General features: G+C 72.6%; 22 protein-coding genes. 21 read left to right on the top strand and 1 reads right to left on the bottom strand.

Features of this window, described 5'->3' with window-relative positions; all coding sequences use genetic code 11:
• Nucleotides 1–91: 91 nt before the first annotated feature.
• From mltG to nusB, 10 genes are all read left to right on the top strand, one after another.
• Nucleotides 92–1,906, top strand: a complete 1,815-nt coding sequence (mltG, locus tag H299_RS0127955) for an endolytic transglycosylase MltG (RefSeq protein ID WP_027751112.1) — start codon at nt 92–94, stop codon at nt 1,904–1,906.
• Nucleotides 1,906–2,745 carry a shikimate dehydrogenase gene (locus tag H299_RS0127950; RefSeq protein WP_027751111.1) on the top strand — a complete coding sequence of 280 codons (840 nt, stop codon included), beginning with the start codon at nt 1,906–1,908 and terminating at the stop codon, nt 2,743–2,745. The genes mltG and H299_RS0127950 overlap by 1 nt, the downstream gene beginning before the upstream one ends.
• A 132-nt stretch (nt 2,746–2,877) precedes the next feature.
• Entirely contained in the window at nt 2,878–4,062 is a 1,185-nt protein-coding gene (gene aroC / locus H299_RS0127945) for a chorismate synthase (RefSeq protein ID WP_027751110.1), read from the top strand.
• Nucleotides 4,059–4,574: a shikimate kinase gene (locus H299_RS0127940; RefSeq protein WP_027751109.1), complete on the top strand. Its 516-nt coding sequence runs from the start codon at nt 4,059–4,061 to the stop codon at nt 4,572–4,574. The genes aroC and H299_RS0127940 overlap by 4 nt, the downstream gene beginning before the upstream one ends.
• Complete coding sequence (aroB, locus tag H299_RS0127935; protein WP_027751108.1) at nt 4,571–5,674, top strand: 3-dehydroquinate synthase; 1,104 nt, start codon at nt 4,571–4,573, stop codon at nt 5,672–5,674. The genes H299_RS0127940 and aroB overlap by 4 nt, the downstream gene beginning before the upstream one ends.
• Nucleotides 5,671–6,114, top strand: a complete 444-nt coding sequence (aroQ, locus tag H299_RS0127930; protein WP_027751107.1) for a type II 3-dehydroquinate dehydratase — start codon at nt 5,671–5,673, stop codon at nt 6,112–6,114. Before aroB ends, aroQ begins: the two co-directional genes overlap by 4 nt.
• A gap of 193 nt (nt 6,115–6,307) precedes the next feature.
• Entirely contained in the window at nt 6,308–7,183 is an 876-nt protein-coding gene (locus H299_RS0127925; protein ID WP_027751106.1) for an AAA family ATPase, read from the top strand.
• Nucleotides 7,184–7,301: 118 nt separating this feature from the next.
• Nucleotides 7,302–8,402 carry an aminopeptidase P family protein gene (locus H299_RS0127920; RefSeq protein ID WP_027751105.1) on the top strand — a complete coding sequence of 367 codons (1,101 nt, stop codon included), beginning with the start codon at nt 7,302–7,304 and terminating at the stop codon, nt 8,400–8,402.
• A gap of 55 nt (nt 8,403–8,457) precedes the next feature.
• Nucleotides 8,458–9,024, top strand: a complete 567-nt coding sequence (gene efp / locus H299_RS0127915) for an elongation factor P (RefSeq protein WP_027751104.1) — start codon at nt 8,458–8,460, stop codon at nt 9,022–9,024.
• A gap of 2 nt (nt 9,025–9,026) precedes the next feature.
• Complete coding sequence (gene nusB / locus H299_RS0127910; RefSeq protein ID WP_027751103.1) at nt 9,027–9,452, top strand: transcription antitermination factor NusB; 426 nt, start codon at nt 9,027–9,029, stop codon at nt 9,450–9,452.
• Nucleotides 9,453–9,542: 90 nt separating this feature from the next.
• Here nusB and bldD read toward each other — a convergent pair whose 3' ends face one another.
• Complete coding sequence (gene bldD / locus H299_RS0127905; protein WP_027751102.1) at nt 9,543–10,043, bottom strand: transcriptional regulator BldD; 501 nt, start codon at nt 10,041–10,043, stop codon at nt 9,543–9,545.
• 206 nt (nt 10,044–10,249) lie between these two features.
• On the opposite strand from bldD, the gene pyrR reads away from it, so the two are divergent.
• The 11 genes from pyrR (at nt 10,250) to rpoZ (ending at nt 22,094) form a co-directional block, all read left to right on the top strand.
• The gene (gene pyrR, locus H299_RS0127900) at nt 10,250–10,858 is read left to right on the top strand and encodes a bifunctional pyr operon transcriptional regulator/uracil phosphoribosyltransferase PyrR (RefSeq protein ID WP_027751101.1); all 609 of its coding nucleotides are present in this window, start codon (nt 10,250–10,252) and stop codon (nt 10,856–10,858) included.
• 171 nt (nt 10,859–11,029) lie between these two features.
• Entirely contained in the window at nt 11,030–12,070 is a 1,041-nt protein-coding gene (locus H299_RS0127895) for an aspartate carbamoyltransferase catalytic subunit (protein ID WP_027751100.1), read from the top strand.
• Nucleotides 12,067–13,353 (top strand): dihydroorotase, encoded by a 1,287-nt coding sequence (locus H299_RS0127890; protein WP_027751099.1) that lies wholly within the window; start codon nt 12,067–12,069, stop codon nt 13,351–13,353. The genes H299_RS0127895 and H299_RS0127890 overlap by 4 nt, the downstream gene beginning before the upstream one ends.
• Entirely contained in the window at nt 13,350–13,982 is a 633-nt protein-coding gene (locus tag H299_RS0127885; protein ID WP_037761095.1) for a PH-like domain-containing protein, read from the top strand. Before H299_RS0127890 ends, H299_RS0127885 begins: the two co-directional genes overlap by 4 nt.
• Nucleotides 13,979–15,169, top strand: coding sequence for a glutamine-hydrolyzing carbamoyl-phosphate synthase small subunit (carA, locus tag H299_RS0127880; protein WP_027751097.1), 1,191 nt, complete (start codon nt 13,979–13,981; stop codon nt 15,167–15,169). Before H299_RS0127885 ends, carA begins: the two co-directional genes overlap by 4 nt.
• Nucleotides 15,162–18,482, top strand: a complete 3,321-nt coding sequence (carB, locus tag H299_RS0127875; RefSeq protein ID WP_027751096.1) for a carbamoyl-phosphate synthase large subunit — start codon at nt 15,162–15,164, stop codon at nt 18,480–18,482. The genes carA and carB overlap by 8 nt, the downstream gene beginning before the upstream one ends.
• 14 nt (nt 18,483–18,496) lie before the next feature.
• Nucleotides 18,497–19,660 (top strand): quinone-dependent dihydroorotate dehydrogenase, encoded by a 1,164-nt coding sequence (locus H299_RS36710; protein ID WP_051262930.1) that lies wholly within the window; start codon nt 18,497–18,499, stop codon nt 19,658–19,660.
• Entirely contained in the window at nt 19,657–20,529 is an 873-nt protein-coding gene (pyrF, locus tag H299_RS0127865) for an orotidine-5'-phosphate decarboxylase (protein WP_027751095.1), read from the top strand. Before H299_RS36710 ends, pyrF begins: the two co-directional genes overlap by 4 nt.
• 225 nt (nt 20,530–20,754) lie before the next feature.
• Complete coding sequence (locus H299_RS0127860; protein ID WP_027751094.1) at nt 20,755–21,078, top strand: integration host factor; 324 nt, start codon at nt 20,755–20,757, stop codon at nt 21,076–21,078.
• 38 nt (nt 21,079–21,116) lie between these two features.
• A complete protein-coding gene (gmk, locus tag H299_RS0127855; RefSeq protein ID WP_078513107.1) occupies nt 21,117–21,731 on the top strand; it encodes a guanylate kinase in 615 nt (204 codons plus the stop codon).
• Nucleotides 21,732–21,821: 90 nt separating this feature from the next.
• Nucleotides 21,822–22,094, top strand: coding sequence for a DNA-directed RNA polymerase subunit omega (rpoZ, locus tag H299_RS0127850; RefSeq protein WP_027751092.1), 273 nt, complete (start codon nt 21,822–21,824; stop codon nt 22,092–22,094).
• The last annotated feature ends 104 nt before the right edge of the window (nt 22,095–22,198 follow it).

Raw genomic sequence — 22,198 nt, 5'->3', positions numbered from 1 at the left:
AGCCGTTCGAACGCGCCCCGCACGTCTGGGCGCCCGGACACCGCACTTCACGCGCATACCGAAGCTGCCGACTCGCGGCGCAAGGGGACCGATGACTGAGTATGGCCGGGGCTCCGGCTCCCAACCGTGGCACCCAGAGGACCCGCTGTACGGGGACCCCGGGTGGGACGGGAACCCGGCCGCCGCCCAGCAGGGCGGCTGGGACACCTACACGGGGGAGCAGTACCCGGGGCAGGCACCGCAGCCCCCGGTGCAGCAGCAGGCGCCGGGCCAGCCCTATCCCGGAGCGCAGCAGCAAGGGGGGCATCCCGGCCAGCCGTACGGCCAGCAGCAGTACCCGCAGCCGCAGCAACCGCAGTACCCGCATCCGCAGCAGCAACACCCCCAGCAGCAGCAACAGCAGCAACAGCAGCCCTCGTACGGGGGCAACGGCTGGGACACCGGCGGGCAGCACCAGTACCCGGGACAGCAGCAGCCCCAGCAACACCCCCAGCAGCAGCCCTACGCGCAGCAGTACGGCGGCGCCGGCCAGGGCTGGGACACCCAGGGCGGCCAGCAGTACGGCGGCGGGGCGCCTGACCCCTACGGCCGGCAGCAGCCCGCCGACCCGTACGACACGGGTGCCCAGGCCGACTACTACGCCCAGCCCGGCCCGCCCCAGCCCCCCGGCCCGGGCGACCCCGGTGGACCGGGCGCGCGCCGGGCGGAGCCGGACCCGGACACCGGCTGGGACGCCGGGCCCGACCAGGGCGAGCACGCCTTCTTCACCGACCGCGACGAGGACGATGACGGCGACGGCCACGACGACCCGCCCACCCGCGGCGGACGCCGCAACGGCCGCAGTCGCCGCGACGGCGAGACCAAGCGGCGCGGCGGCTGCGCCTGCCTGGTCGCCGCGCTGGTGCTGACCGGCGGCCTCGGCACGGTCGGCTACTTCGGCTACCAGTTCTACGACTCGCGGTTCGGCCCCGCGCCGGACTACTCGGGAGACGGCCAGGACACCGTCCAGGTCGAGGTCCCCAAGGGCTCCTCGCTCTCCGACATGGGCAACATCCTGAAGAAGGCCGGAGTGGTCAAGAGCCACGACGCCTTCGTCGCCGCCGCCGAGTCGAACAGCGAGTCGAGCGGCATCCAGGCGGGCGTCTACACCCTGCGCAAGGAGATGTCGGCCGCCGCCGCCGTCAAGCTGATGCTCGACCCGGCCAGCCAGAGCGGCCTGATCATCCCCGAGGGTCTGCGCGCCACCCAGGTCTACGAGCTGATCGACAAGAAGCTCCAGCAGGACAAGGGCGCCACCGAGAAGGCCGCCGAGGCGGGCGGGATCGGCCTGCCCAAGTGGGCCGACGGCAACCCGGAGGGCTTCCTCTTCCCGGCGAAGTACACCGTGAGCGAGAAGACCACGCCCAAGGCGCTGCTCTCGGACATGGTCCAGCGGGCGGAGAGTGAGTTCCAGAAGATCGGGCTGGAGGCGGGCGCGAGGAAGGCGGGCAAGAGCCCGGCGGACATCCTCAGCATCGCCTCGCTCATCCAGGCGGAGGCGCAGGAGGACGAGGACTTCGGCAAGGTCTCACGGGTCATCTACAACCGCCTGGACCAGGGCATGAAGCTCCAGTTCGACTCGACGATCAACTACGCCAAGGGCGAGTCGAAGCTCAACACCACGGTCGACGACACCAAGTTCGACTCCCCGTACAACACCTACCTGCACGAGGGCCTGCCGCCCGGACCGATCGACAACCCGGGCAACCTGGCGCTCGAGACGGCGCTCGAGCCGACCAAGGGCGACTGGCTCTACTTCGTGAGCGTCAAACCCGGTGACACCCGCTTCACCGACAGCCACGACGAGCACGAGAAGAACGTGCGGGACTTCAACGAGTACTCGCGGAAGAACGGCAGCGACAGCTGATGCCCCACCCCTCTCCCCGGCGCGCGGCCGTCCTCGGCTCGCCCATCGCCCACTCCCTCTCCCCGGTGCTGCACCGCGCCGCCTACCGGGAGCTGGGTCTGGCCCACTGGTCGTACGACCGCTTCGAGGTGGACGAGAGCGGCATCGAGGCCTTCCTCGCCGGTCTCGGCGAAGGGTGGGCGGGGCTCTCGCTGACCATGCCGCTCAAGCGCGCGGTCATCCCGCTGCTCGACGGGATCAGCGCCACCGCCGCCTCGGTGGGCGCCGTGAACACCGTGCTCTTCGAGGCGGACGGGCGCCGCACGGGCGAGAACACCGATGTCCCCGGCATGGTCGCGGCGCTGCGCGAGCGCGGCGTCGGCCAGGTCGGGTCGGCGGCCGTGCTGGGCGCCGGGGCGACCGCGTCCGCCGCGCTCGCGGCCCTCGCGCAGTTGTGCACGGGGGAGGTGACCGCGTACGTGCGCGGCGCCGAGCGCGCCGCGCAGATGCGCGGCTGGGGCGAGCGGCTGGGCCTGCCGGTCCGTACCGAGCCGTGGGCTGACGCGGCCGGGGCGCTGGCTGCGCCGCTGGTGATCGCCACCACCCCCGCCGGCGCCGCCGACGTCCTGGCCGGCGCGGTCCCGGAGCATCCCGGCACCCTCTTCGACGTGCTGTACGAGCCGTGGCCCACCGCGCTCGCCGCCGCCTGGTCCCGCTCCGGCGGGACGGTCGTGGGCGGCCTGGACCTGCTGGTGCATCAGGCGGTCCTCCAGGTCGAGCGGATGACGGGGCACGCCCCGGGGCCGCTGGCCGCGATGCGCGCGGCGGGCGAGACGGCGCTCGGCGCCCGTACGGCCTGAGCGGCGGCCCCGGGCGCGCGGTGACAGCCCGTCGCGTCCGGTACGCGGACCGCTCTTCGGCGGCCCCGCCGGACATGACAGGATTCGGGGCAGGCAGACGTCGCGCCGCAGGCGCCGGACCGAGGAGCACCGTTGAGCAGGTTGCGCTGGCTGACGGCGGGGGAGTCACACGGCCCCGCACTCGTGGCGACGCTGGAGGGGCTGCCCGCGGGCGTGCCGGTGACCACCGGGATGGTGGCGGACGCGCTGGCGCGCCGGCGGCTGGGCTACGGGCGGGGCGCGCGGATGAAGTTCGAGCGCGACGAGGTCACCTTCCTGGGCGGCGTGCGGCACGGGCTCACCCTGGGCTCGCCGGTCGCCGTGATGGTGGGCAACACCGAGTGGCCCAAGTGGGAGCAGGTCATGGCGGCCGATCCGGTCGACCCGGCGGAACTGGCCAAGCTGGCCCGCAACGCCCCGCTGACCCGCCCCCGCCCCGGCCACGCCGACCTGGCGGGCATGCAGAAGTACGGATTCGACGAGGCCCGGCCGATCCTGGAGCGGGCCTCCGCGCGGGAGACCGCGGCCCGGGTGGCCCTGGGCACCGTGGCCCGCTCCTACCTGCGGGAGACCGCCGGGGTGGAGATCGTCTCGCACGTCGTCGAGCTGGGCGGCGCCGCGGCTCCGGCCGGGGTGCTGCCGGTGCCCGCGGACGTCACGCGGCTGGACGCGGACCCGGTGCGCTGCCTGGACGCGGACGCGAGCGAGGCGATGGTCGCCGAGATCGACCAGGCGCACAAGGACGGCGACACCCTGGGCGGCGTGGTCGAGGTGCTGGCGCACGGCGTACCGGTGGGTCTGGGCTCGCACGTGCACTGGGACCGGCGGCTGGACGCGCGGCTGGCGGGCGCGCTGATGGGCATTCAGGCCATCAAGGGCGTCGAGGTCGGCGACGGCTTCGGTCTGGCGCGGGTGCCCGGCTCCCGCGCGCACGACGAGATCGTCCCCACCGGCGAGGGCGTACGCCGCTCCTCCGGCCACTCCGGCGGTACCGAGGGCGGCCTGAGCACGGGCGAGATCCTGCGCGTACGGGCCGCGATGAAGCCGATCGCCACGGTGCCGCGCGCCCTGGCGACGGTGGACGTGAGCACCGGCGAGCCGACCCGGGCACACCACCAGCGCTCCGACGTGTGCGCGGTCCCGGCCGCCGGGATCGTCGCCGAGGCCATGGTGGCGCTGGTGCTGGCGGACGCGGTGGCGGAGAAGTTCGGCGGCGACAGCGTCCGCGAGACCCGGCGCAACGTCACCGGATACCTCGACGCCATGGAGATCAGGTGACCGGCCCGGCCGTCGTGCTGGTGGGCCCGCCGGGTGCGGGGAAGTCGACCGTCGGCGCGCTGCTTGCCGAGCGCCTCGGCACCACCTACCGCGACACCGACGCCGACATCGTCGAGACGGCGGGCAAGCCGATCGCGGACATCTTCTTCGACGAGGGTGAGCCGCACTTCCGCGAGCTGGAGCGCGCCGCGGTGCGCACCGCCCTGGCGCGCCACGACGGCGTGCTGTCCCTCGGCGGCGGCGCGGTCCTGGCGCCGGTGACGCGTGCACTGCTGGCCGGCCTGCCGGTGGCCTTCCTCGACATGGACGTCGCCGAGGCCGTCAAGCGGGTCGGACTGGACGCCCCCCGCCCGCTGCTGACGGTCAATCCGCGCAAGCAGTGGCGCGCCCTGATGGACGAGCGGCGCCCGCTCTACACCGAGGTCGCCCGTGCGGTCGTCAGCACGGACGGCCGCACTCCCCACGAGGTCGCCCAGGCGGTCCTGGACGCATTGGAGCTGGAGCAGCGATGACAGAGGTGCCCGAGGCGCCCCACACCACGATCACTATCGGCGGCAGCGCGGGCAGCGACCCGTACGACGTGCTCGTCGGCCGCCGCCTGCTGGGTGAGCTGCCCCGGCTGATCGGCCCCGGGGCCCGGCGGGTCGCCGTGCTGCACCCGGAGGCGCTGGCCGAGACCGGCGAGGTGCTGCGGGCGGATCTGGCCGCGCAGGGCTACCAGGCGATCGCCGTCCAGCTGCCGAACGCCGAGGAGTCCAAGACGGCCGAGGTCGCCGCCTACTGCTGGAAGGCGCTGGGCCAGACCGGGTTCACCCGCACGGACGTGATCGTCGGCGTCGGCGGCGGGGCCACCACCGACCTGGCGGGCTTCGTGGCGGCCACCTGGTTGCGCGGAGTGCGCTGGATCGCCGTCCCCACCACCGTGCTGGGCATGGTGGACGCGGCGGTCGGCGGCAAGACCGGCATCAACACCGCCGAGGGCAAGAACCTGGTGGGCGCCTTCCACCCGCCCGCCGGCGTGCTGTGCGACCTGGCCGCCCTCGACTCGCTGGGCGTGCACGACTACGTCAGCGGGCTGGCGGAGATCATCAAGGCCGGATTCATCTCCGATCCGGCGATCCTGGAGCTAATCGAGCGCGACCCGGAGGCCGCCCGCAGCCCCGGCGGCCCCGCCACCGCCGAACTGGTCGAGCGCTCCATCAGGGTCAAGGCCGCGGTCGTCTCCGCCGATCTCAAGGAGTCGGGCCTGCGCGAGATCCTCAACTACGGCCACACCCTCGCGCACGCCATCGAGAAGAACGAGCGCTACAACTGGCGGCACGGCGCCGCCGTCTCCGTCGGCATGGTCTTCGCCGCCGAACTCGGCCGCATCGCGGGCCGGCTGGACGACGCCACCGCCGACCGGCACCGGGCGGTGCTGAAGTCCGTCGGGCTGCCGGTCACCTACCGCGGCGACCAGTGGCCCAAGCTGCTGGAGACGATGCGGGTCGACAAGAAGTCCCGCGGCGACCTGCTGCGCTTCATCGTGCTGGACGGGCTGGCCCGGCCCGCCGTGCTGGAGGGGCCGGACCCGGCCATGCTGCTCGCCGCGCACGCGGAGATCGCCGAGTGAGCGCCCGGCGGGTCCTCGTACTCAACGGGCCCAACCTGGGGCGGCTGGGCTCGCGCGAGCCCGACGTCTACGGTTCCACCTCCTACGCCGGGCTCGTCCGGCAGTGCCAGGAGCAGGGCGCGGAACTGGGATTCGAGGTCGAGGTCCGCGAGACCAACGACGAGGGCGAGCTGATCCGCTGGCTGCACGAGGCGGCGGACGGCGCGATTCCGGTCGTCCTCAACCCCGGCGCGTTCACCCACTACTCGTACGGCATGCGGGACGCCGCCGCCCAGCGCACGGCGCCGCTGATCGAGGTGCACCTCTCGAACCCGTACACGAGGGAGGAGTTCCGGCACACCTCCGTGGTCGCCGCCGTCGCCAGCGGGACGATCGCGGGCTTCGGCACCGGCAGCTACGCGCTCGCCCTGCGCGCCCTCGCGGACGCCCCGGCCGGCTGACGACAGGGCCTTGGGCCGAGTGCCCGGTGGGTGAAAGGGCCGCCCCACCGGGCACTCGGCGCCCCGGACGTGCGTTCACACTCCGACGGCGCGGACAGGTACCGTTCGGTAGGCTCCGGCAGGGGCCGGCGCACAGCACACGGCAGCACACACACGACAGCGCACCAGCGGACGACGGCGGAGTGGGGAGCGGATGCAGCGGTACGGGGCGTGGCGGCCTCCTCTTCCACCGGTGGACGCCCTGCGGGCGTACCCGCAGGGGCAGCATGCCCCGCACCCCGGACACGGCCCGGCACCGTTCGTCCCGCCGGGCTCCGCGCCGGGGCAGGCTCCCGGCTCCGCACCGCCGGGACCGGGCTGGCAGGGCCCGGGAGGGCCGGCTCCCGCCGCGCCCCCGCCGTCGGCGGCCCCCGCGCCACCCCCCGAGAGCACCGGCCACATCCAGCTGCCTCCCGGCGCGCCCGTCGAGATACCGGCGCCCGGCGCCGACCCGGCCCAGCTGGACGCCAGCCACGCCGCCGTCGCGGTGCTGCTGATCGGCGCCGCGGGCGCGGGCAAGACCACGGTCGCCAAGTACTGGGCCGAGCGCCGTGCCGTGCCCACCGCGCACATCAGCCTCGACGACGTACGCGAGTGGGTGCGCTCCGGCTTCGCGGACCCGCAGACCGGGTGGAACGACCACTCGGAGGCGCAGTACCGGCTGGCGCGCCGCACCTGCGGCTTCTCCGCGCGCAACTTCCTGGCCAACGGCATCTCCTGCATCCTGGACGACGCGGTCTTCCCTGACCGCCCGGTGATCGGGCTCGGCGGCTGGAAGCGGCACGTGGGGCCCGGGCTGATCCCGGTGGTGCTGCTGCCCGGCCTGGAGATCGTGCTCGAACGCAACGCCGCCCGCACCGGCAACCGCCGCCTGACCGACGAGGAGGTGGCCCGCATCCACGGGCGGATGGCGGGCTGGTACGGCTCCGGGCTGCCCATCATCGACAACTCCCGGCACGACGTCGCCACCACCGCCCGGATGCTCGACGACGTGGTGGCCCGCAGCCTCACGAGCCCGCCGAACTGGTAGCCCCGGGCCCCGGCCCTTCCGGGTCCCTTCCGTCCCGCACTCCTGTGCCCCACCCGCGCGACACCCGCCCGGCCCCTCCCGGGCGGCCTGGCGGGTCCTGGGGCCGTACGCTCGCGGTATGTCCGACGTGTACCTCTCCCGCCGCGCACGGCTGCGCGAGCGCTCGGCGGCACACGGCGGGGCGTCGAGCGCGCTGCTGGTGACCCGGCCCGCCAACATCCGCTACCTGACCGGTCACGCGCAGAGCTCCGCCGCGCTGCTGCTGGCGCCCGACGGCCTGGACACCCTGCTGGGCCCGGCACCGCCGGCCGTGGCCGCCGAGGAGCCGCTGCGCTGCGGCCCGCTGCCGGCCGGCGCGGACGATCCGGCGTCGGCCGCGGCCGGGCTCGCGGTGGCCGCGGGCGCGGACTCGCTCGCCCTGGAGGAGCACGACCTGACGGTCAGCCGCTACCGTGCCCTGGCCGCCGCCGCGCCGGGGCTGCGCCTGACCGGCCTGGGCTGCGCGGTCGAGCAGCAGCGGCTGGTCAAGGACGAGGAGGAGATCTCGGCGCTGCGCACGGCCGCGGAGATGACCGACCAGGCGCTCGGCGAACTGCTCGAGTCGATCCTCGTCGGCCGCACCGAGCGCCATCTCGCGCTGGAGCTGGAGCGTCGCCTGATCGACCACGGCGCGGACGGTCCGGCCTTCCCGACGTCGGTGGCCACGGGCGGCAACGCCGGGCTGGCCGGCCACCGGCCCACGGACCGGCGGGTGGAGGAGGGAGATTTTCTCTCCGTCCGCCTCGGCGCCCGCTACCGCGGGTACCGCTGCCAGATCGGCCGTACGTTCGTCATCGGCACCGCGCCGACGGCCTGGCAGATCGAGCTGTACGACCTCGTCTTCGCCGCTCAGCGCGCCGGCCGCGAGGCGCTCGCCCCCGGTGCTGGCTGCCACGAGGTGGACCGCGCCGCCCGGCAGCCCCTGGACGCGGCGGGGTACGGTATGGCACTCGGCGGCTGCATGGGGCGCGGCGTGGGACTGGAAATCGGTGAGGACCCGCTGCTGGCACCTGCGGTCATGGGTAAACTGGACGCTTGTGTGCCGGTCACCGTCGAACCGGGGGTCCACCTCCCGGGACGAGGCGGCGTCCGGATCGATGACACGCTCGTCGTCCGCCCGCAGGCGGACGGCGGACCCGAGCTACTCACCATCACGACCAAGGAGCTGCTCGCACTCTGACCAAGGGGCTGCGGATCCTGGTCCCGCAGCAGCAGTCTCAGGAGATTCCGCAACCGTGGCTTCCACGAACGACCTCAAGAACGGCATGGTGCTCAAGCTCGACGGCGACCAGCTCTGGTCCGTAGTCGAATTCCAGCACGTCAAGCCCGGCAAGGGCCCCGCCTTCGTCCGCACCAAGCTGAAGAACGTGCTCTCCGGCAAGACGGTCGACAAGACCTTCAACGCCGGCACCAAGGTCGAGACGGCCACAGTGGACCGACGCGGCATGCAGTTCTCGTACATGGACGGCGAGTACTTCGTCTTCATGGACATGGACACCTACGACCAGGTCCACATCACCCGCGAGGTCGTCGCCGACGCCGCCAACTACCTCATCGAGGGGTTCGAGGCGACCGTGGCCATGTACCTGGGCAACCCGCTCTTCGTCGAACTGCCCGCCGCGGTCGAGCTGGTGATCGAGCACACCGAGCCCGGCGTCCAGGGCGACCGCTCCACCGGCGGCTCCAAGCCCGCGCGGCTGGAGACGGGGTACGAGGTCGGGGTGCCGCTCTTCATCACCACCGGTGAGAAGATCAAGGTCGACACCCGCTCCGGCGAGTACCTCGGCCGGGTGAACAGCTAACCGTGGCCGCCCGCAGCAAGGCGCGCAAACGCGCCTTCCAGATCCTCTTCGAGGCCGACCAGCGCGGCAGCGCCGTCACGGCCGTCCTCGCCGACTGGATTCGGCACGCGCGGACAGACGACCGGCAACCGCCCGTCGGTGAGTACACGATGGACCTGGTCGAGGGGTACGCGGAGCACGCGGACCGCATCGACGAGCTGCTCGCCACCTACGCGGTGGGGTGGACCCTGGATCGGATGCCGGTCGTGGACCGCAGCATCCTGCGGCTCGGCGCCTACGAGCTGATCTGGGCGGACGAGATCCCCGACGCGGTGGTGCTGGACGAGGCGGTGCAGCTCGCCAAGGAGTTCTCCACCGACGATTCACCGGCCTTCATCAACGGCCTGCTCGGCAGGCTCAAGGAACTGAAGCCGAGTCTGCGGCGCTGACCCGGTGCTGGCCGCGCGCTCGCGCGCGGTGGGCACGCAGGCGCTGGGGTCCGGGACGCACAGCGTCCCGGACCGCGCCGCGTCAGGGTGTCAGGCGTCCTCGTGCGAGACCGCGCGGCGGGCGTCCGCGTCCAGCACGCCCCAGCTGATCAGCTGCTCGGTCAGCACCGAGGGCGACTGGTCGTAGATCACGGCCAGCGTGCGCAGGTCGTCCTGGCGGATCGACAGCACCTTGCCGTTGTAGTCGCCGCGCTGGCTCTGGATCGTCGCCGCGTACCGCTGGAGCGGACCCGCTTTCTCGGCCGGCACGTGGGCCAGCCGCTCCAGGTCGAGCACGAGCTTGGGCGGCGGCTCGGCCGCTCCTCCCGGCGTGGTGCCCGGCAGCAGCTCCTGCACCGGCACGCCGTAGAAGTCGGCCAGCTCGGCGAGGCGCTGCACGGTCACCGCGCGGTCCCCTCGCTCGTAGGAGCCGACGACAACGGCCTTCCAACGGCCCTGGGACTTCTCCTCGACACCATGGAGGGAGAGGCCCTGCTGGGTGCGGATGGCGCGGAGCTTCGCTCCGAGCTGTTTTGCGTATTCGCTGGACATAAGGCTCCCCGGACGACGTCGTGGTAACTCACTGTGAGATTACGCAGCGTAATGTGCGCCGTCAAGCCGAACGGTCCTTCGTGCGCCCGATCAGGTCTAATGCGGGCGGTTACGGACGGCTTCGAACACCCTGCTACCGTGAGGGCGCACGTTCCCGACGTCCTTTAAGACCGTCCCGTGAGACGGAGAAGGAGGTCCGTTATCCCATGGACAACGGCGAATACGGCGGCACAGCCGCCGGCACACCCCCACCGGCCCGCCCCGTGCTGGAGGCTCCGGACATCAAGCGGGTCCTGACCCGCATCGCACACGAGATCGTCGAACGCGCCAAGGGCGCCGACGACGTGGTGCTGCTCGGCATCCCCACCCGCGGTGTCTTCCTGGCCCGCAGGCTGGCCGCCAAGCTCGACGAGATCACCGGCCGTACGGTGCCCGTCGGCTCCCTCGACATCACGATGTACCGCGACGACCTGCGCATGAGGCCCGCCCGTGCGCTGGCCCGCACGGACATCCCCGCCGACGGCGTGGACGGCCGCCTCGTCGTCCTGGTCGACGACGTGCTCTTCTCCGGCCGCACCATCCGCGCGGCCCTCGACGCCCTCGGCGACATCGGCCGCCCCCGCGCGGTCCAGCTCGCCGTGCTGGTCGACCGCGGCCACCGCGAGCTGCCGATCCGCGCCGACTACGTCGGCAAGAACCTCCCCACCTCGCTGCGGGAGACCGTCAAGGTCCAGCTCACCGAGGAGGACGGCCGCGACGGCGTGCTCCTGGGAGCCCGCCCGCCGGCTCCGGCGGCACCGTCCGGCGAGGCTTAGCACCCCCGCGAGCGGCCCGGCAGCCCCTGGTACCGCGTACGCCCCCGGCGCCCGCGCCCGGCCCGTACGCGGGCGGACCACCCCCGCCCCGGCCCGCACACCGTCCCGCCACGCCCCCGCGCGGCCGGGACCCGCACGTCAAGCCCTTCCACCACCCACGTGAGGCATCAGATGAAGCGCCACCTCATCTCGGCCGCCGACCTGACCCGCGACGACGCCGTCCTCATCCTCGACACCGCCGAGGAGATGGCCCGGGTCGCCGACCGGCCGGTCAAGAAGCTGCCGACGCTGCGCGGACGCACGGTCGTCAACCTGTTCTTCGAGGACTCCACCCGCACCCGGATCTCGTTCGAGGCCGCCGCGAAGCGCCTCTCGGCGGACGTCATCAACTTCTCCGCCAAGGGCTCCTCGGTCTCCAAGGGCGAGTCCCTCAAGGACACCGCGCTCACCCTGGAGGCGATGGGCGCCGACGCCGTCGTCATCCGGCACCACGACTCCGGCGCCCCGCACCGGCTGGCCACCTCCGGCTGGATCGGCGGCTCGGTGCTCAACGCGGGCGACGGCACGCACGAGCACCCCACCCAGGCCCTGCTGGACGCCTTCACGATGCGCCGCCGCTTCGGCCGGCTCACGGGCGGCCCCGGCGGCACCCGGTCCGGCGGCACCGGCTCCGGCAAAGACCTCTCCGGACGCCACATCACGCTCGTGGGCGACATCCTGCACAGCAGGGTCGCCCGCTCCAACGTGCACCTGCTGAGCACCCTCGGCGCCCGCGTGACCGTGGTCGCGCCGCCCACCCTGGTCCCCGTGGGGGTCGGCGCCTGGCCGTGCGAGGTGACCTACGACCTGGACTCGGTGCTCGCCGAGTCCGACGCGGTGATGATGCTGCGGGTGCAGCGCGAGCGGATGAAGGACGCGTTCTTCCCCACCGAGCGCGAGTACGCACGCCGCTACGGGCTGGACGGGGAGCGGATGGCGCGGATGCCCGCGCACGCCCTGGTGATGCACCCGGGACCGATGAACCGCGGCATGGAGATCACCGCCGAGGTCGCCGACTCGCCGCGCTGCACCGCCGTCGAGCAGGTCACCAACGGGGTGAGCATCCGGATGGCCGCGCTCTACCTGCTGCTGGGCGGCAGCGAGCCCGCCGTCACCGCCCCCTCCGAGACGACCCGCCCCGAGACGACGCGCACCCAGGAGAACGACCGATGACCCAGACCCTCATCCGCGGCGCGAAGATCCTCGGCGGCGCTCCGCAGGACGTGCTGATCGACGGCCAGGCCATCGCCGCCGTCGGCACCGTGCCCGACGCCGCTGGCGCCCGGGTGATCGACGCAGCGGGCCTCGTCCTGCTGCCCGGCCTGGTGGACCTGCACACCCACCTGCGCGAGCCGGGCCGGGAGGACTCCGAGACAGTCCTCACCGGCACCCGTGCCGCCGCCCGCGGCGGCTTCACCGCCGTACACGCCATGGCCAACACCTTCCCCGTCGCGGACACCGCCGGCGTCGTCGAGCAGGTGTGGCGCCTGGGCCGCGAGTCGGGCTACTGCGACGTGCAGCCCGTCGGCGCGGTCACCGTCGGCCTGGCCGGGAGGCAGCTCGCGGAGCTGGGTGCCATGCACGACTCGGCCGCCGGGGTCCGGGTCTTCTCCGACGACGGCAAGTGCGTGGACGACGCGGTGATCATGCGGCGGGCGCTGGAGTACGTGAAGGCGTTCGACGGCGTCGTCGCCCAGCACGCCCAGGAGCCCCGGCTCACCGAGGGCGCCCAGATGAACGAGGGCGTCGTCTCCGCCGAACTCGGCCTGGGCGGCTGGCCCGCCGTCGCCGAGGAGTCGGTCATCTCCCGCGACGTGCTGCTCGCCGCGCACGTCGGCTCCCGGGTGCACATCTGCCACCTCTCCACGGCGGGTTCCGTGGAGATCGTGCGCTGGGCCAAGTCCAAGGGCTGGCAGGTGACCGCCGAGGTCACCCCGCACCACCTGCTGCTCACCGACGAGCTGGTGCGCACCTACGACCCCGTCTACAAGGTGAACCCGCCGCTGCGCACGGAGGCCGACGTGCTCGCGCTGCGCGAGGCCCTCGCGGACGGCACCATCGACTGCGTCGCCACGGACCACGCCCCGCACCCGCACGAGGACAAGGACTGCGAGTGGGGCGCGGCGGCCATGGGCATGGTGGGCCTGGAGACGGCGCTCTCGGTCGTCCAGCACACCATGGTCGACACCGGGCTGCTCAACTGGTCCCAGGTCGCCGACCGGATGTCCGTCCGCCCCGCCGCCATCGGCCGCCTCGCGGGCCACGGCCGGCCCGTCTCAGCCGGTGAGCCCGCCAACCTCACCCTGGTCGACCCGGCATACCGTGGAGAGGTGGACCCCGCCGGATTCGTCTCCCGCAGCCGCAACACCCCCTACGCGGGCCGTGAACTGCCGGGACGCGTCACCCACACCTTCCTGCGGGGATCGGCGACGGTCGTGGACGGGAAACTGACGTGAATCACCTCATCAAGCTGGCCGCGGAGCATCCGCTGGCCGCGGAACCGAAGTCGCAGGAGGTCACCGACTGGGCCGCCCGGATCAGCTGGGTGATCGCCCTGGTGCTCTTCGTCGCCCTCCTGTACTGGCTGATGCGCCAGGGCTGGAAGTGGCGCGGCACCCTGCAGGGCGACCTGCCCGAGCTGCCCGCCGTACCGCCGGACCAGCCGGAGACCGGCCCCGACGGCGGCCCCGGCGCCCCGCTGCGGATGACCGGCCGCTACCACGGCTCCACCACCGCCGGGCAGTGGCTGGACCGCGTCGTCGCCCAGGGCCTGGGCACCCGCAGCCGCGCCGAGCTGACCCTCACCGGCGGCGGCCTGGCGGTCGTACGCCCCGGCTCCCGGGACTTCTTCATCCCCGCCGGGCAGCTGCGCGGCGCCCGCCTCGACAAGGGCATCGCCGGCAAGGTCCTCACCGAGGGCGGCCTGCTGGTGATCACTTGGGAGCACGGCGACCGCCTGCTGGACTCGGGCTTCCGCTCCGACCACGCCGCCGACCACCTCGACTGGGTGGCGGCGGTCGGCACCCTCTGCGGCACTGCCGGCGCACCGGATGCCGCCCCGCACGATCAGGAAGGCGCACGATGACGACCTCCGCAGGAGCCGGCCGGGCTCCGGCAGTACTCGTACTGGAAGACGGGCGGATCTTCCGCGGCCGCGCCTACGGTGCGGTCGGGGAGACCTTCGGCGAGGCCGTCTTCAGCACCGGGATGACCGGGTACCAGGAGACGCTGACCGACCCGTCCTACCACCGCCAGGTGGTGGTCATGACGGCCCCGCACATCGGCAACACCGGGGTCAACGACGAGGACCGCGAATCGCGGCGGATCTGGGTGGCCGGCTACGTCGTACGCGACCCCGCGCGCGTCTCCTCCAACTGGCGCGCCCAGCGCGGCCTCGGCCAGGAACTGGCGGACCAAGGCGTCGTCGGGATCAGCGGCATCGACACCCGCGCGCTCACCCGCCACCTGCGCGAGCGCGGCGCGATGCGCGTCGGCGTCTTCTCCGGCCCCGCCCTCGAGGGGGCCGGCGGCGTACCCGCCGGTGACGCCGCCTTGGTGGCCAGGGTGCTGGAGTCGCCCCGGATGAAGGGAGCCGACCTGTACGGCGAGGTGGCCACCACCGAGCCGTACGTCGTACCGGCCCAGGGGGAGAAGCGGTTCACCGTCGCCGCCGTGGACCTGGGCATCAAGGGCATGACCCCCCAGCGCATGGCCGAACGCGGCATCGAGGTGCACGTCCTGCCCGCGCACACCACCCTGGAGGAGGTGTACGCGCTCGCCCCCGACGGCGTCTTCTTCTCCAACGGCCCCGGCGACCCGGCGACCGCCGAGCACCCCGTCGCGCTCATGCGCGGCGTCCTGGAGCGTGGTACACCGCTGTTCGGCATCTGCTTCGGCAACCAGATCCTGGGCCGCGCCCTCGGTTTCGGCACCTTCAAGCTGAAGTACGGCCACCGCGGCATCAACCAGCCCGTCCAGGACCGGGCCACCGGCAAGGTCGAGATCACCGCGCACAACCACGGGTTCGCCGTGGACGCGCCGCTGGACGAGGTGAGCCGGACGCCCTACGGCCGGGCCGAGGTCTCCCACGTCTGCCTGAACGACCAGGTCGTCGAGGGCCTCCGGCTGCTCGACCGCCCGGCCTTCAGCGTCCAGTACCACCCGGAGGCGGCGGCCGGCCCGCACGACGCCGCCTACCTGTTCGACCGGTTCGTCGACCTCATGAGCGACGGCCAGCACCACGATCCGCTCCTGGAGGGCCAGCGTGCCTAAGCGCACTGATATCGAGTCCGTCCTGGTCATCGGCTCCGGCCCGATCGTCATCGGCCAGGCCGCCGAGTTCGACTACTCCGGCACCCAGGCGTGCCGCGTCCTGAAGGCCGAGGGCCTCCGGGTCATCCTGGTCAACTCCAACCCGGCCACGATCATGACCGACCCGGAGATCGCCGACGCCACGTACGTCGAGCCGATCACCCCCGGGTTCGTCGAGCGGATCATCGCCCGCGAGCGGCCGGACGCGCTGCTCCCCACCCTGGGCGGCCAGACTGCGCTGAACACGGCCATCTCGCTGCACGAGGCGGGCACGCTGGAGGCGTACGGCGTCGAGCTGATCGGCGCGAACGTCGAGGCGATCAACAAGGGCGAGGACCGCGACAAGTTCAAGGACGTGGTGGCCGCCGTCAAGGCCGAGACCGGTCACGGCGAGTCCGCCCGCTCGGTCATCTGCCACACGATGGACGACATCCTGGCCGGGGTTGGCGAGCTGGGCGGCTACCCCGTGGTCGTCCGCCCCTCCTTCACCATGGGCGGCGCGGGCTCCGGCTTCGCGCACGACGAGGACGAGCTGCGCCGCATCGCGGGCCAGGGCCTGGCGCTGTCGCCGACCACCGAGGTGCTCCTGGAGGAGTCCATCCTGGGCTGGAAGGAGTACGAGCTGGAGCTGATGCGCGACCGGCACGACAACGTCGTGGTCGTCTGCTCCATCGAGAACTTCGACCCGATGGGCGTGCACACCGGCGACTCGATCACTGTCGCCCCCGCGATGACGCTCACCGACCGCGAGTACCAGATCCTGCGGGACGTGGGCATCGCGGTGATCCGCGAGGTGGGTGTGGACACCGGCGGCTGCAACATCCAGTTCGCGGTCAACCCGGACGACGGCCGGATCGTCGTCATCGAGATGAACCCGCGGGTCTCCCGGTCCTCCGCACTGGCGTCGAAGGCGACGGGTTTCCCGATCGCGAAGATCGCCGCCCGTCTCGCGGTGGGCTACACCCTGGACGAGATTCCCAACGACATCACCCAGAAGACCCCCGCCTCCTTCGAGCCCACCCTCGACTACGTGGTGGTAAAGGCTCCCCGGTTCGCGTTCGAGAAGTTCCCCGCCGCCGACTCCACGCTGACCACGACGATGAAGTCGGTCGGCGAGGCGATGGCCATCGGCCGCAACTTCCCCGAGGCGCTGAACAAGGCGCTGCGCTCCCTGGAGAAGAAGGACTCGTCCTTCGACTTCACCACCCCGGTGGCACAGCTGGGCGAGCCGGCCGCACTGCTGGAGGCGGCCGGGCGCCCCACCGACGGCCGGATCAACACGGTGATGGCCGCCATCCGCACCGGCGCCACCGCCGAGGAGATCTTCGCGGCCACGGGGATCGACCCGTGGTTCACCGACCAGCTCTTCCTCATCAAGGAGGTCGCCGACGAGATCGCGGCCGCCCCGCTGCTGGACGCCGCGCTGCTCGCGGAGGCGAAGCGCTGCGGCTTCTCCGACGCCCAGATCGCCGGCATCCGCGGCCTGCGCGAGGACGTGGTGCGCGAGGTGCGCCACGCGCTGGGGGTGCGGCCCGTGTTCAAGACGGTCGACACCTGCGCGGCCGAGTTCGCCGCCGACACCCCCTACTTCTACTCCTCCTACGACCAGGAGAGCGAGGTCGCCCCCCGCGAGCGGCCCGCGGTGATCATCCTGGGCTCGGGGCCGAACCGGATCGGGCAGGGCATCGAGTTCGACTACTCGTGCGTGCACGCCTCCTTCGCGCTGTCGGCGGCGGGCTTCGAGACGGTCATGGTCAACTGCAACCCGGAGACGGTCTCCACCGACTACGACACCTCCGACCGGCTCTACTTCGAGCCGCTCACGCTCGAGGACGTGCTGGAGATCGTGCACGCCGAGCAGCAGGCGGGCCCCGTGGCCGGGGTGATCGTGCAGCTGGGCGGGCAGACCCCGCTGGGTCTGGCGCAGGCGCTCAAGGACAACGGCGTGCCCATCGTGGGCACCCCGCCGGAGGCCATCCACCTGGCCGAGGAGCGCGGCGCGTTCGGGCGGGTGCTGGAGCAGGCAGGCCTGCCCGCCCCGAAGTACGGCACCGCCTACTCCTTCGACCAGGCCCGCCACATCGCCGCCGAGATCGGCTACCCGGTCATGGTGCGCCCCTCCTACGTGCTGGGCGGGCGCGGCATGGAGATCGTCTACGACGAACCCTCCCTGGGCGACTACCTGACCCGGCACGCCGGGCTCATCTCCGCCCACCCCGTGCTGATCGACCGCTTCCTCGACGACGCGATCGAGATCGACGTCGACGCCCTCTATGACGGCACCCAGCTCTACCTGGGCGGGGTCATGGAGCACATCGAGGAGGCCGGCATCCACTCCGGCGACTCGGCCTGCGCGCTGCCGCCCATCACCCTGGGCGGCCACGACATCAAGCGGCTGCGCGCCTCCACCGAGGCGATCGCCGCCGGGGTGGGCGTGCGCGGGCTGATCAACATCCAGTTCGCGATGGCCGGGGACATCCTCTACGTGCTGGAGGCCAACCCGCGTGCCTCCCGTACCGTCCCCTTCACCTCCAAAGCCACCGCCGTGCCGCTGGCCAAGGCCGCCGCCCGCATCTCCCTGGGCGCCACCATCGGCGAGCTGCGCGCGGAGGGCATGCTGCCCGCCACCGGCGACGGCGGCACGCTGCCCATGGACGCGCCGATCTCCGTCAAGGAGGCCGTCATGCCCTGGACCCGGTTCCGGGACGTGCACGGCCGCGGCGTCGACACCGTACTGGGGCCCGAGATGCGCTCCACGGGCGAAGTCATGGGCATCGACTCGGTGTTCGGCACCGCGTACGCCAAGTCCCAGGCCGCCGCCTACGGCGCGCTGCCCACCAAGGGCCGCGCGTTCGTCTCGGTGGCCAACCGCGACAAGCGCTCCCTGATCTTCCCGGCCCGGGAACTGGTCGCGCTCGGCTTCGAGCTGCTGGCCACCTCCGGCACCGCCGAGGTCCTGCGGCGCAACGGCATCAACGCCACCGTCGTGCGCAAGCACAGCGAGGGCGAGGGGCCGAACGGCGAGAAGACCATCGTGCAGCTCATCCACGACGGACACGTCGACCTCATCGTCAACACCCCCTACGGCACCGGCGGACGCCTGGACGGCTACGACATCCGCACCGCCTCCGTCGCCCGCGCCATCCCCTGCCTCACCACCGTCCAGGCGCTGGCCGCCGCGGTCCAGGGCATCGAGGCCCTCCACCGCGGCGAGGTCAGCGTCCGGTCCCTCCAGGAACACGCGGAGCACCTGACCGCGGCGCGCGAAGGATGAGGGGGCGGACACCGGTGTACGACTTCCTCTTCCGGCTGCTCCTGCGGCGGCTCGACCCCGAGCGCGCCCACCACCTGGCGGTCTGTGTGATCCGGGCGACCGCCCGGATTCCGGTGCTGCGCACCCTGGTGGCGGCCTTCCTCGCCCCCCGCTACCGCGAGCTGCGCACCGAGGCGCTGGGCCTGCGCATGCACGGGCCCCTCGGCCTGGCGGCGGGCTTCGACAAGAACGCCACCGCCGTCGACGGCCTGACGATGCTCGGCTTCGACCACGTCGAGATCGGCACGGTCACCGCGCACGGCCAGCCCGGCAACCCCCGCCCCCGCCTCTTCCGGCTCACCGCGGACCGTGCCCTGATCAACCGCATGGGCTTCAACAACGAGGGCTCCGCCGCCGTCGCCGCCCGTCTCGCGGCCCGCCGCGCCAGCACCGCGGGGCCCGCCTTCCGCACCCGGGTCGGGGTCAACATCGGCAAGACGAAGGCGGTGGCCGAGGACGGCGCGATCGCCGACTACGTCACCTCGGCGGAGCGGCTCGCCGACTACGCCGACTACCTCGTGGTCAACGTCTCCTCGCCCAACACCCCCGGGCTGCGCGACCTCCAGGCAGTCGAGACGCTCCGCCCGCTGCTGAGCGCCGTACGAGCGGCCGCCGACCGCGCCGTACCGGGGCGCCGCGTGCCGCTGCTGGTCAAGATCGCGCCGGATCTCTCGGACGAGGACGTCGACGCCGTCGCCGACCTCGCGGTGGACCTGGGCCTGGACGGCATCATCGCCACCAACACCACCATCGCCCGCGACGGCCTCGGCCTCGTCTCCGATCCGGCGGCGGCCGCCGAGACCGGCGGTCTCTCCGGCACCCCGTTGCAGGACCGCTCGCTGGAGGTGCTGCGGCGGCTGTACAACCGGGTGGGGGACCGGGTCACGCTGGTGGGCGTCGGCGGCATCGGGGGCGCCGAGGACGCCTGGCAGCGCATCCTGGCGGGCGCCACGCTCGTCCAGGGCTACAGCGCCTTCGTCTACGGGGGCCCGCTGTGGTGCCGCTCCGTGCACAAGGGGCTCGCCGCCCGGCTGCGGAGCAGCCCGTACGCCTCCCTGGCCGAGGCGGTCGGCGCCGAGGCGGGGCGTGCCCCGGCAGGGCGTGCCGCGCTGGGCCAGGAGCGGGAGGCCGGCGCATGAGCACCGTCTCCCCCTCCCCGGGCGCCGCGGCGCCCGAGCCCTTCGGCGCCCGGCTCCGGCGGGCCATGGACACCCGCGGGCCGCTGTGCGTGGGCATCGACCCGCATGCCTCGCTGCTGGCCGACTGGGGCCTGGACGACGACGTCGCGGGCCTGGAGCGGTTCACCTGCGCGGTGGTCGAGGCGCTCGCCGACCGGGTCGCCGTGCTCAAACCGCAGTCCGCCTTCTTCGAGCGCTTCGGCTCGCGGGGCGTGGCGGTGCTGGAGAAGGCCGTGGCGCGCTCCCGCGAGGCGGGAGCCCTGGTGCTGATGGACGCCAAGCGCGGCGACATCGGTTCGACCATGGCCGCCTACGCGGACGCCTACCTGCGTCCGGAGAGTCCGCTGTTCTCGGACGCGGTCACCGTCAGCCCGTTCCTGGGCTTCGGCTCGCTCGGTCCCGCGCTGACGGCGGCCCGCGCCTCGGGCTCCGGCCTGTTCGTGCTCGCGCTCACCTCCAACCCGGAGGGCCCCCAGGTGCAGCGCGCGGTCACGGACGACGGACGGCAGGTGGCGCAGGTGCTGCTCGACCACCTGAAGGCCGAGAACGCGGACGCGCGTCCGCTCGGCTCCTTCGGCGCGGTCGTCGGCGCGACGCTGGTCGAGGCGGGCGCCGATCTGGGCATCAACGGTCCGCTGCTGGCGCCGGGCATCGGTGCCCAGGGCGCGGGCGCGGCGGATCTGCGCCGGGTCTTCGGCGGCTCCCTGGGACAGGTGGTGCCGAGCGTGAGCCGCGGCGTGCTGCGGCACGGGCCGACGGTCGCGGGCCTGCGGGAAGTTGCGCTGAGAGAGGCCGAGGAGCTGCGGGAGGCGATCGGGCGGGCGTCCTGAGAACGCTCAGCGTTCCCGTACTCGTTGGTATTGTCCCGTTATGTCCTGGTCGGTTGAGTCTGACCAGGACTTTTCCGCTGTTCTCGCTGACTCTGGGCCCGCAGACCGCTAGTCTCCGACGAGAGCACCGCGCCCTGCGCGTTGTTCGTTGCCCCGCAGGTGCGGGGCTACTAGGTTCCTCCACGTTCCATATCCGACCAGTTCGACATCCGAGGTGACGTAGGCGTGGCTCTTCCGCCCCTTACCCCTGAACAGCGCGCAGCCGCGCTCGAGAAGGCCGCCGCGGCTCGCCGGGAGCGCGCCGAGGTCAAGAATCGACTGAAGCACTCCGGCGCATCCCTGCACGAGGTCATCAAGCAGGGCCAGGAGAACGATGTCATCGGCAAGATGAAGGTCTCCGCCCTTCTCGAGTCGCTGCCCGGCGTGGGCAAGGTCCGCGCCAAGCAGATCATGGAGCGGCTCGGCATCTCCGAGAGCCGGCGCGTGCGCGGGCTCGGCTCCAACCAGATCGCAGCTTTGGAGCGCGAGTTCGGCGGCGCTTCGGCCTGACGGTCCCAGGCACTCCCGGAAACCTGGATAATCGCTCCATGACTACTGCTGTCTCCCGGGGGGCAACCCCCGTTCCCCCGGAAGGACGCACGCGGCTGACCGTGCTCTCCGGCCCCTCAGGGGTCGGCAAGAGCACGGTCGTCGCGCATCTGCGCGAGGCGCACCCCGAGGTCTGGCTCTCGGTATCTGCCACCACCCGCAAGCCGCGTCCCGGTGAGCGGCACGGCGTGCACTACTTCTTCACCGAGGCCGACGAGTTCGACAAGCTCATCGCCAACGGCGAACTGCTGGAGTGGGCCGAGTTCGCCGGGAACCGCTACGGCACCCCCCGGCAGGCGGTGACCGAGCGGCTGGCGGCGGGCGGGCAGGTCCTCCTGGAGATCGATCTCCAGGGTGCGCGGCTGGTGCGCCAGTCCATGCCGGAGGCGCAGCTCGTCTTCCTGGCTCCGCCGAGCTGGGAGGAACTGGTGCGCCGCCTGACCGGCCGGGGCACCGAGGTGCCCGAGGTGATCGAACGCCGGCTGGCGGCGGCCCGTACGGAGCTGGCCGCCGAGTCGGAGTTCGACGTCACCCTGGTCAACACCTCGGTCGAGGACGTCAGCGCGGAGCTGCTAGCCTTGATGAAGTCTGACGATTCTCCCGGGAATCCCTAAGGAAACCCTGCCCGGGAAACCCTGCGGGCCCCGGGTCTCCCGGGCGCAGCACAGCTGAATTCATTCTTGTCACCCTCCGGAAGGCAGAGCGTGTCCTCTTCCATCACGACACCCGAGGGCATCATCAACCCTCCGATTGATGAGCTGCTCGAGGCCACCGACTCGAAGTACAGCCTGGTGATCTACGCCGCCAAGCGCGCGCGCCAGATCAACGCGTACTACTCGCAGCTCGGTGAGGGCCTGCTGGAGTACGTCGGCCCCCTCGTGGACACCCACGTCCACGAGAAGCCGCTCTCCATCTCGCTCCGTGAGATCAACGCCGGCCTGCTGACCTCCGAGGCCATCGAGGCCCCGCCGCAGTAGCTCGGCCGGCGCCACAGCACAAAACGCACAGCAGAGCATCACGCACAGCACTTCGCAGGCCCGGCAGCGCGACTGCCGGGCCCGTGGTGTGTCATGGGGGCATA

The organism is Streptomyces sp. CNH287, assembly GCF_000424825.1.
This window is presented reverse-complemented; position numbering and strand designations above follow the sequence as displayed.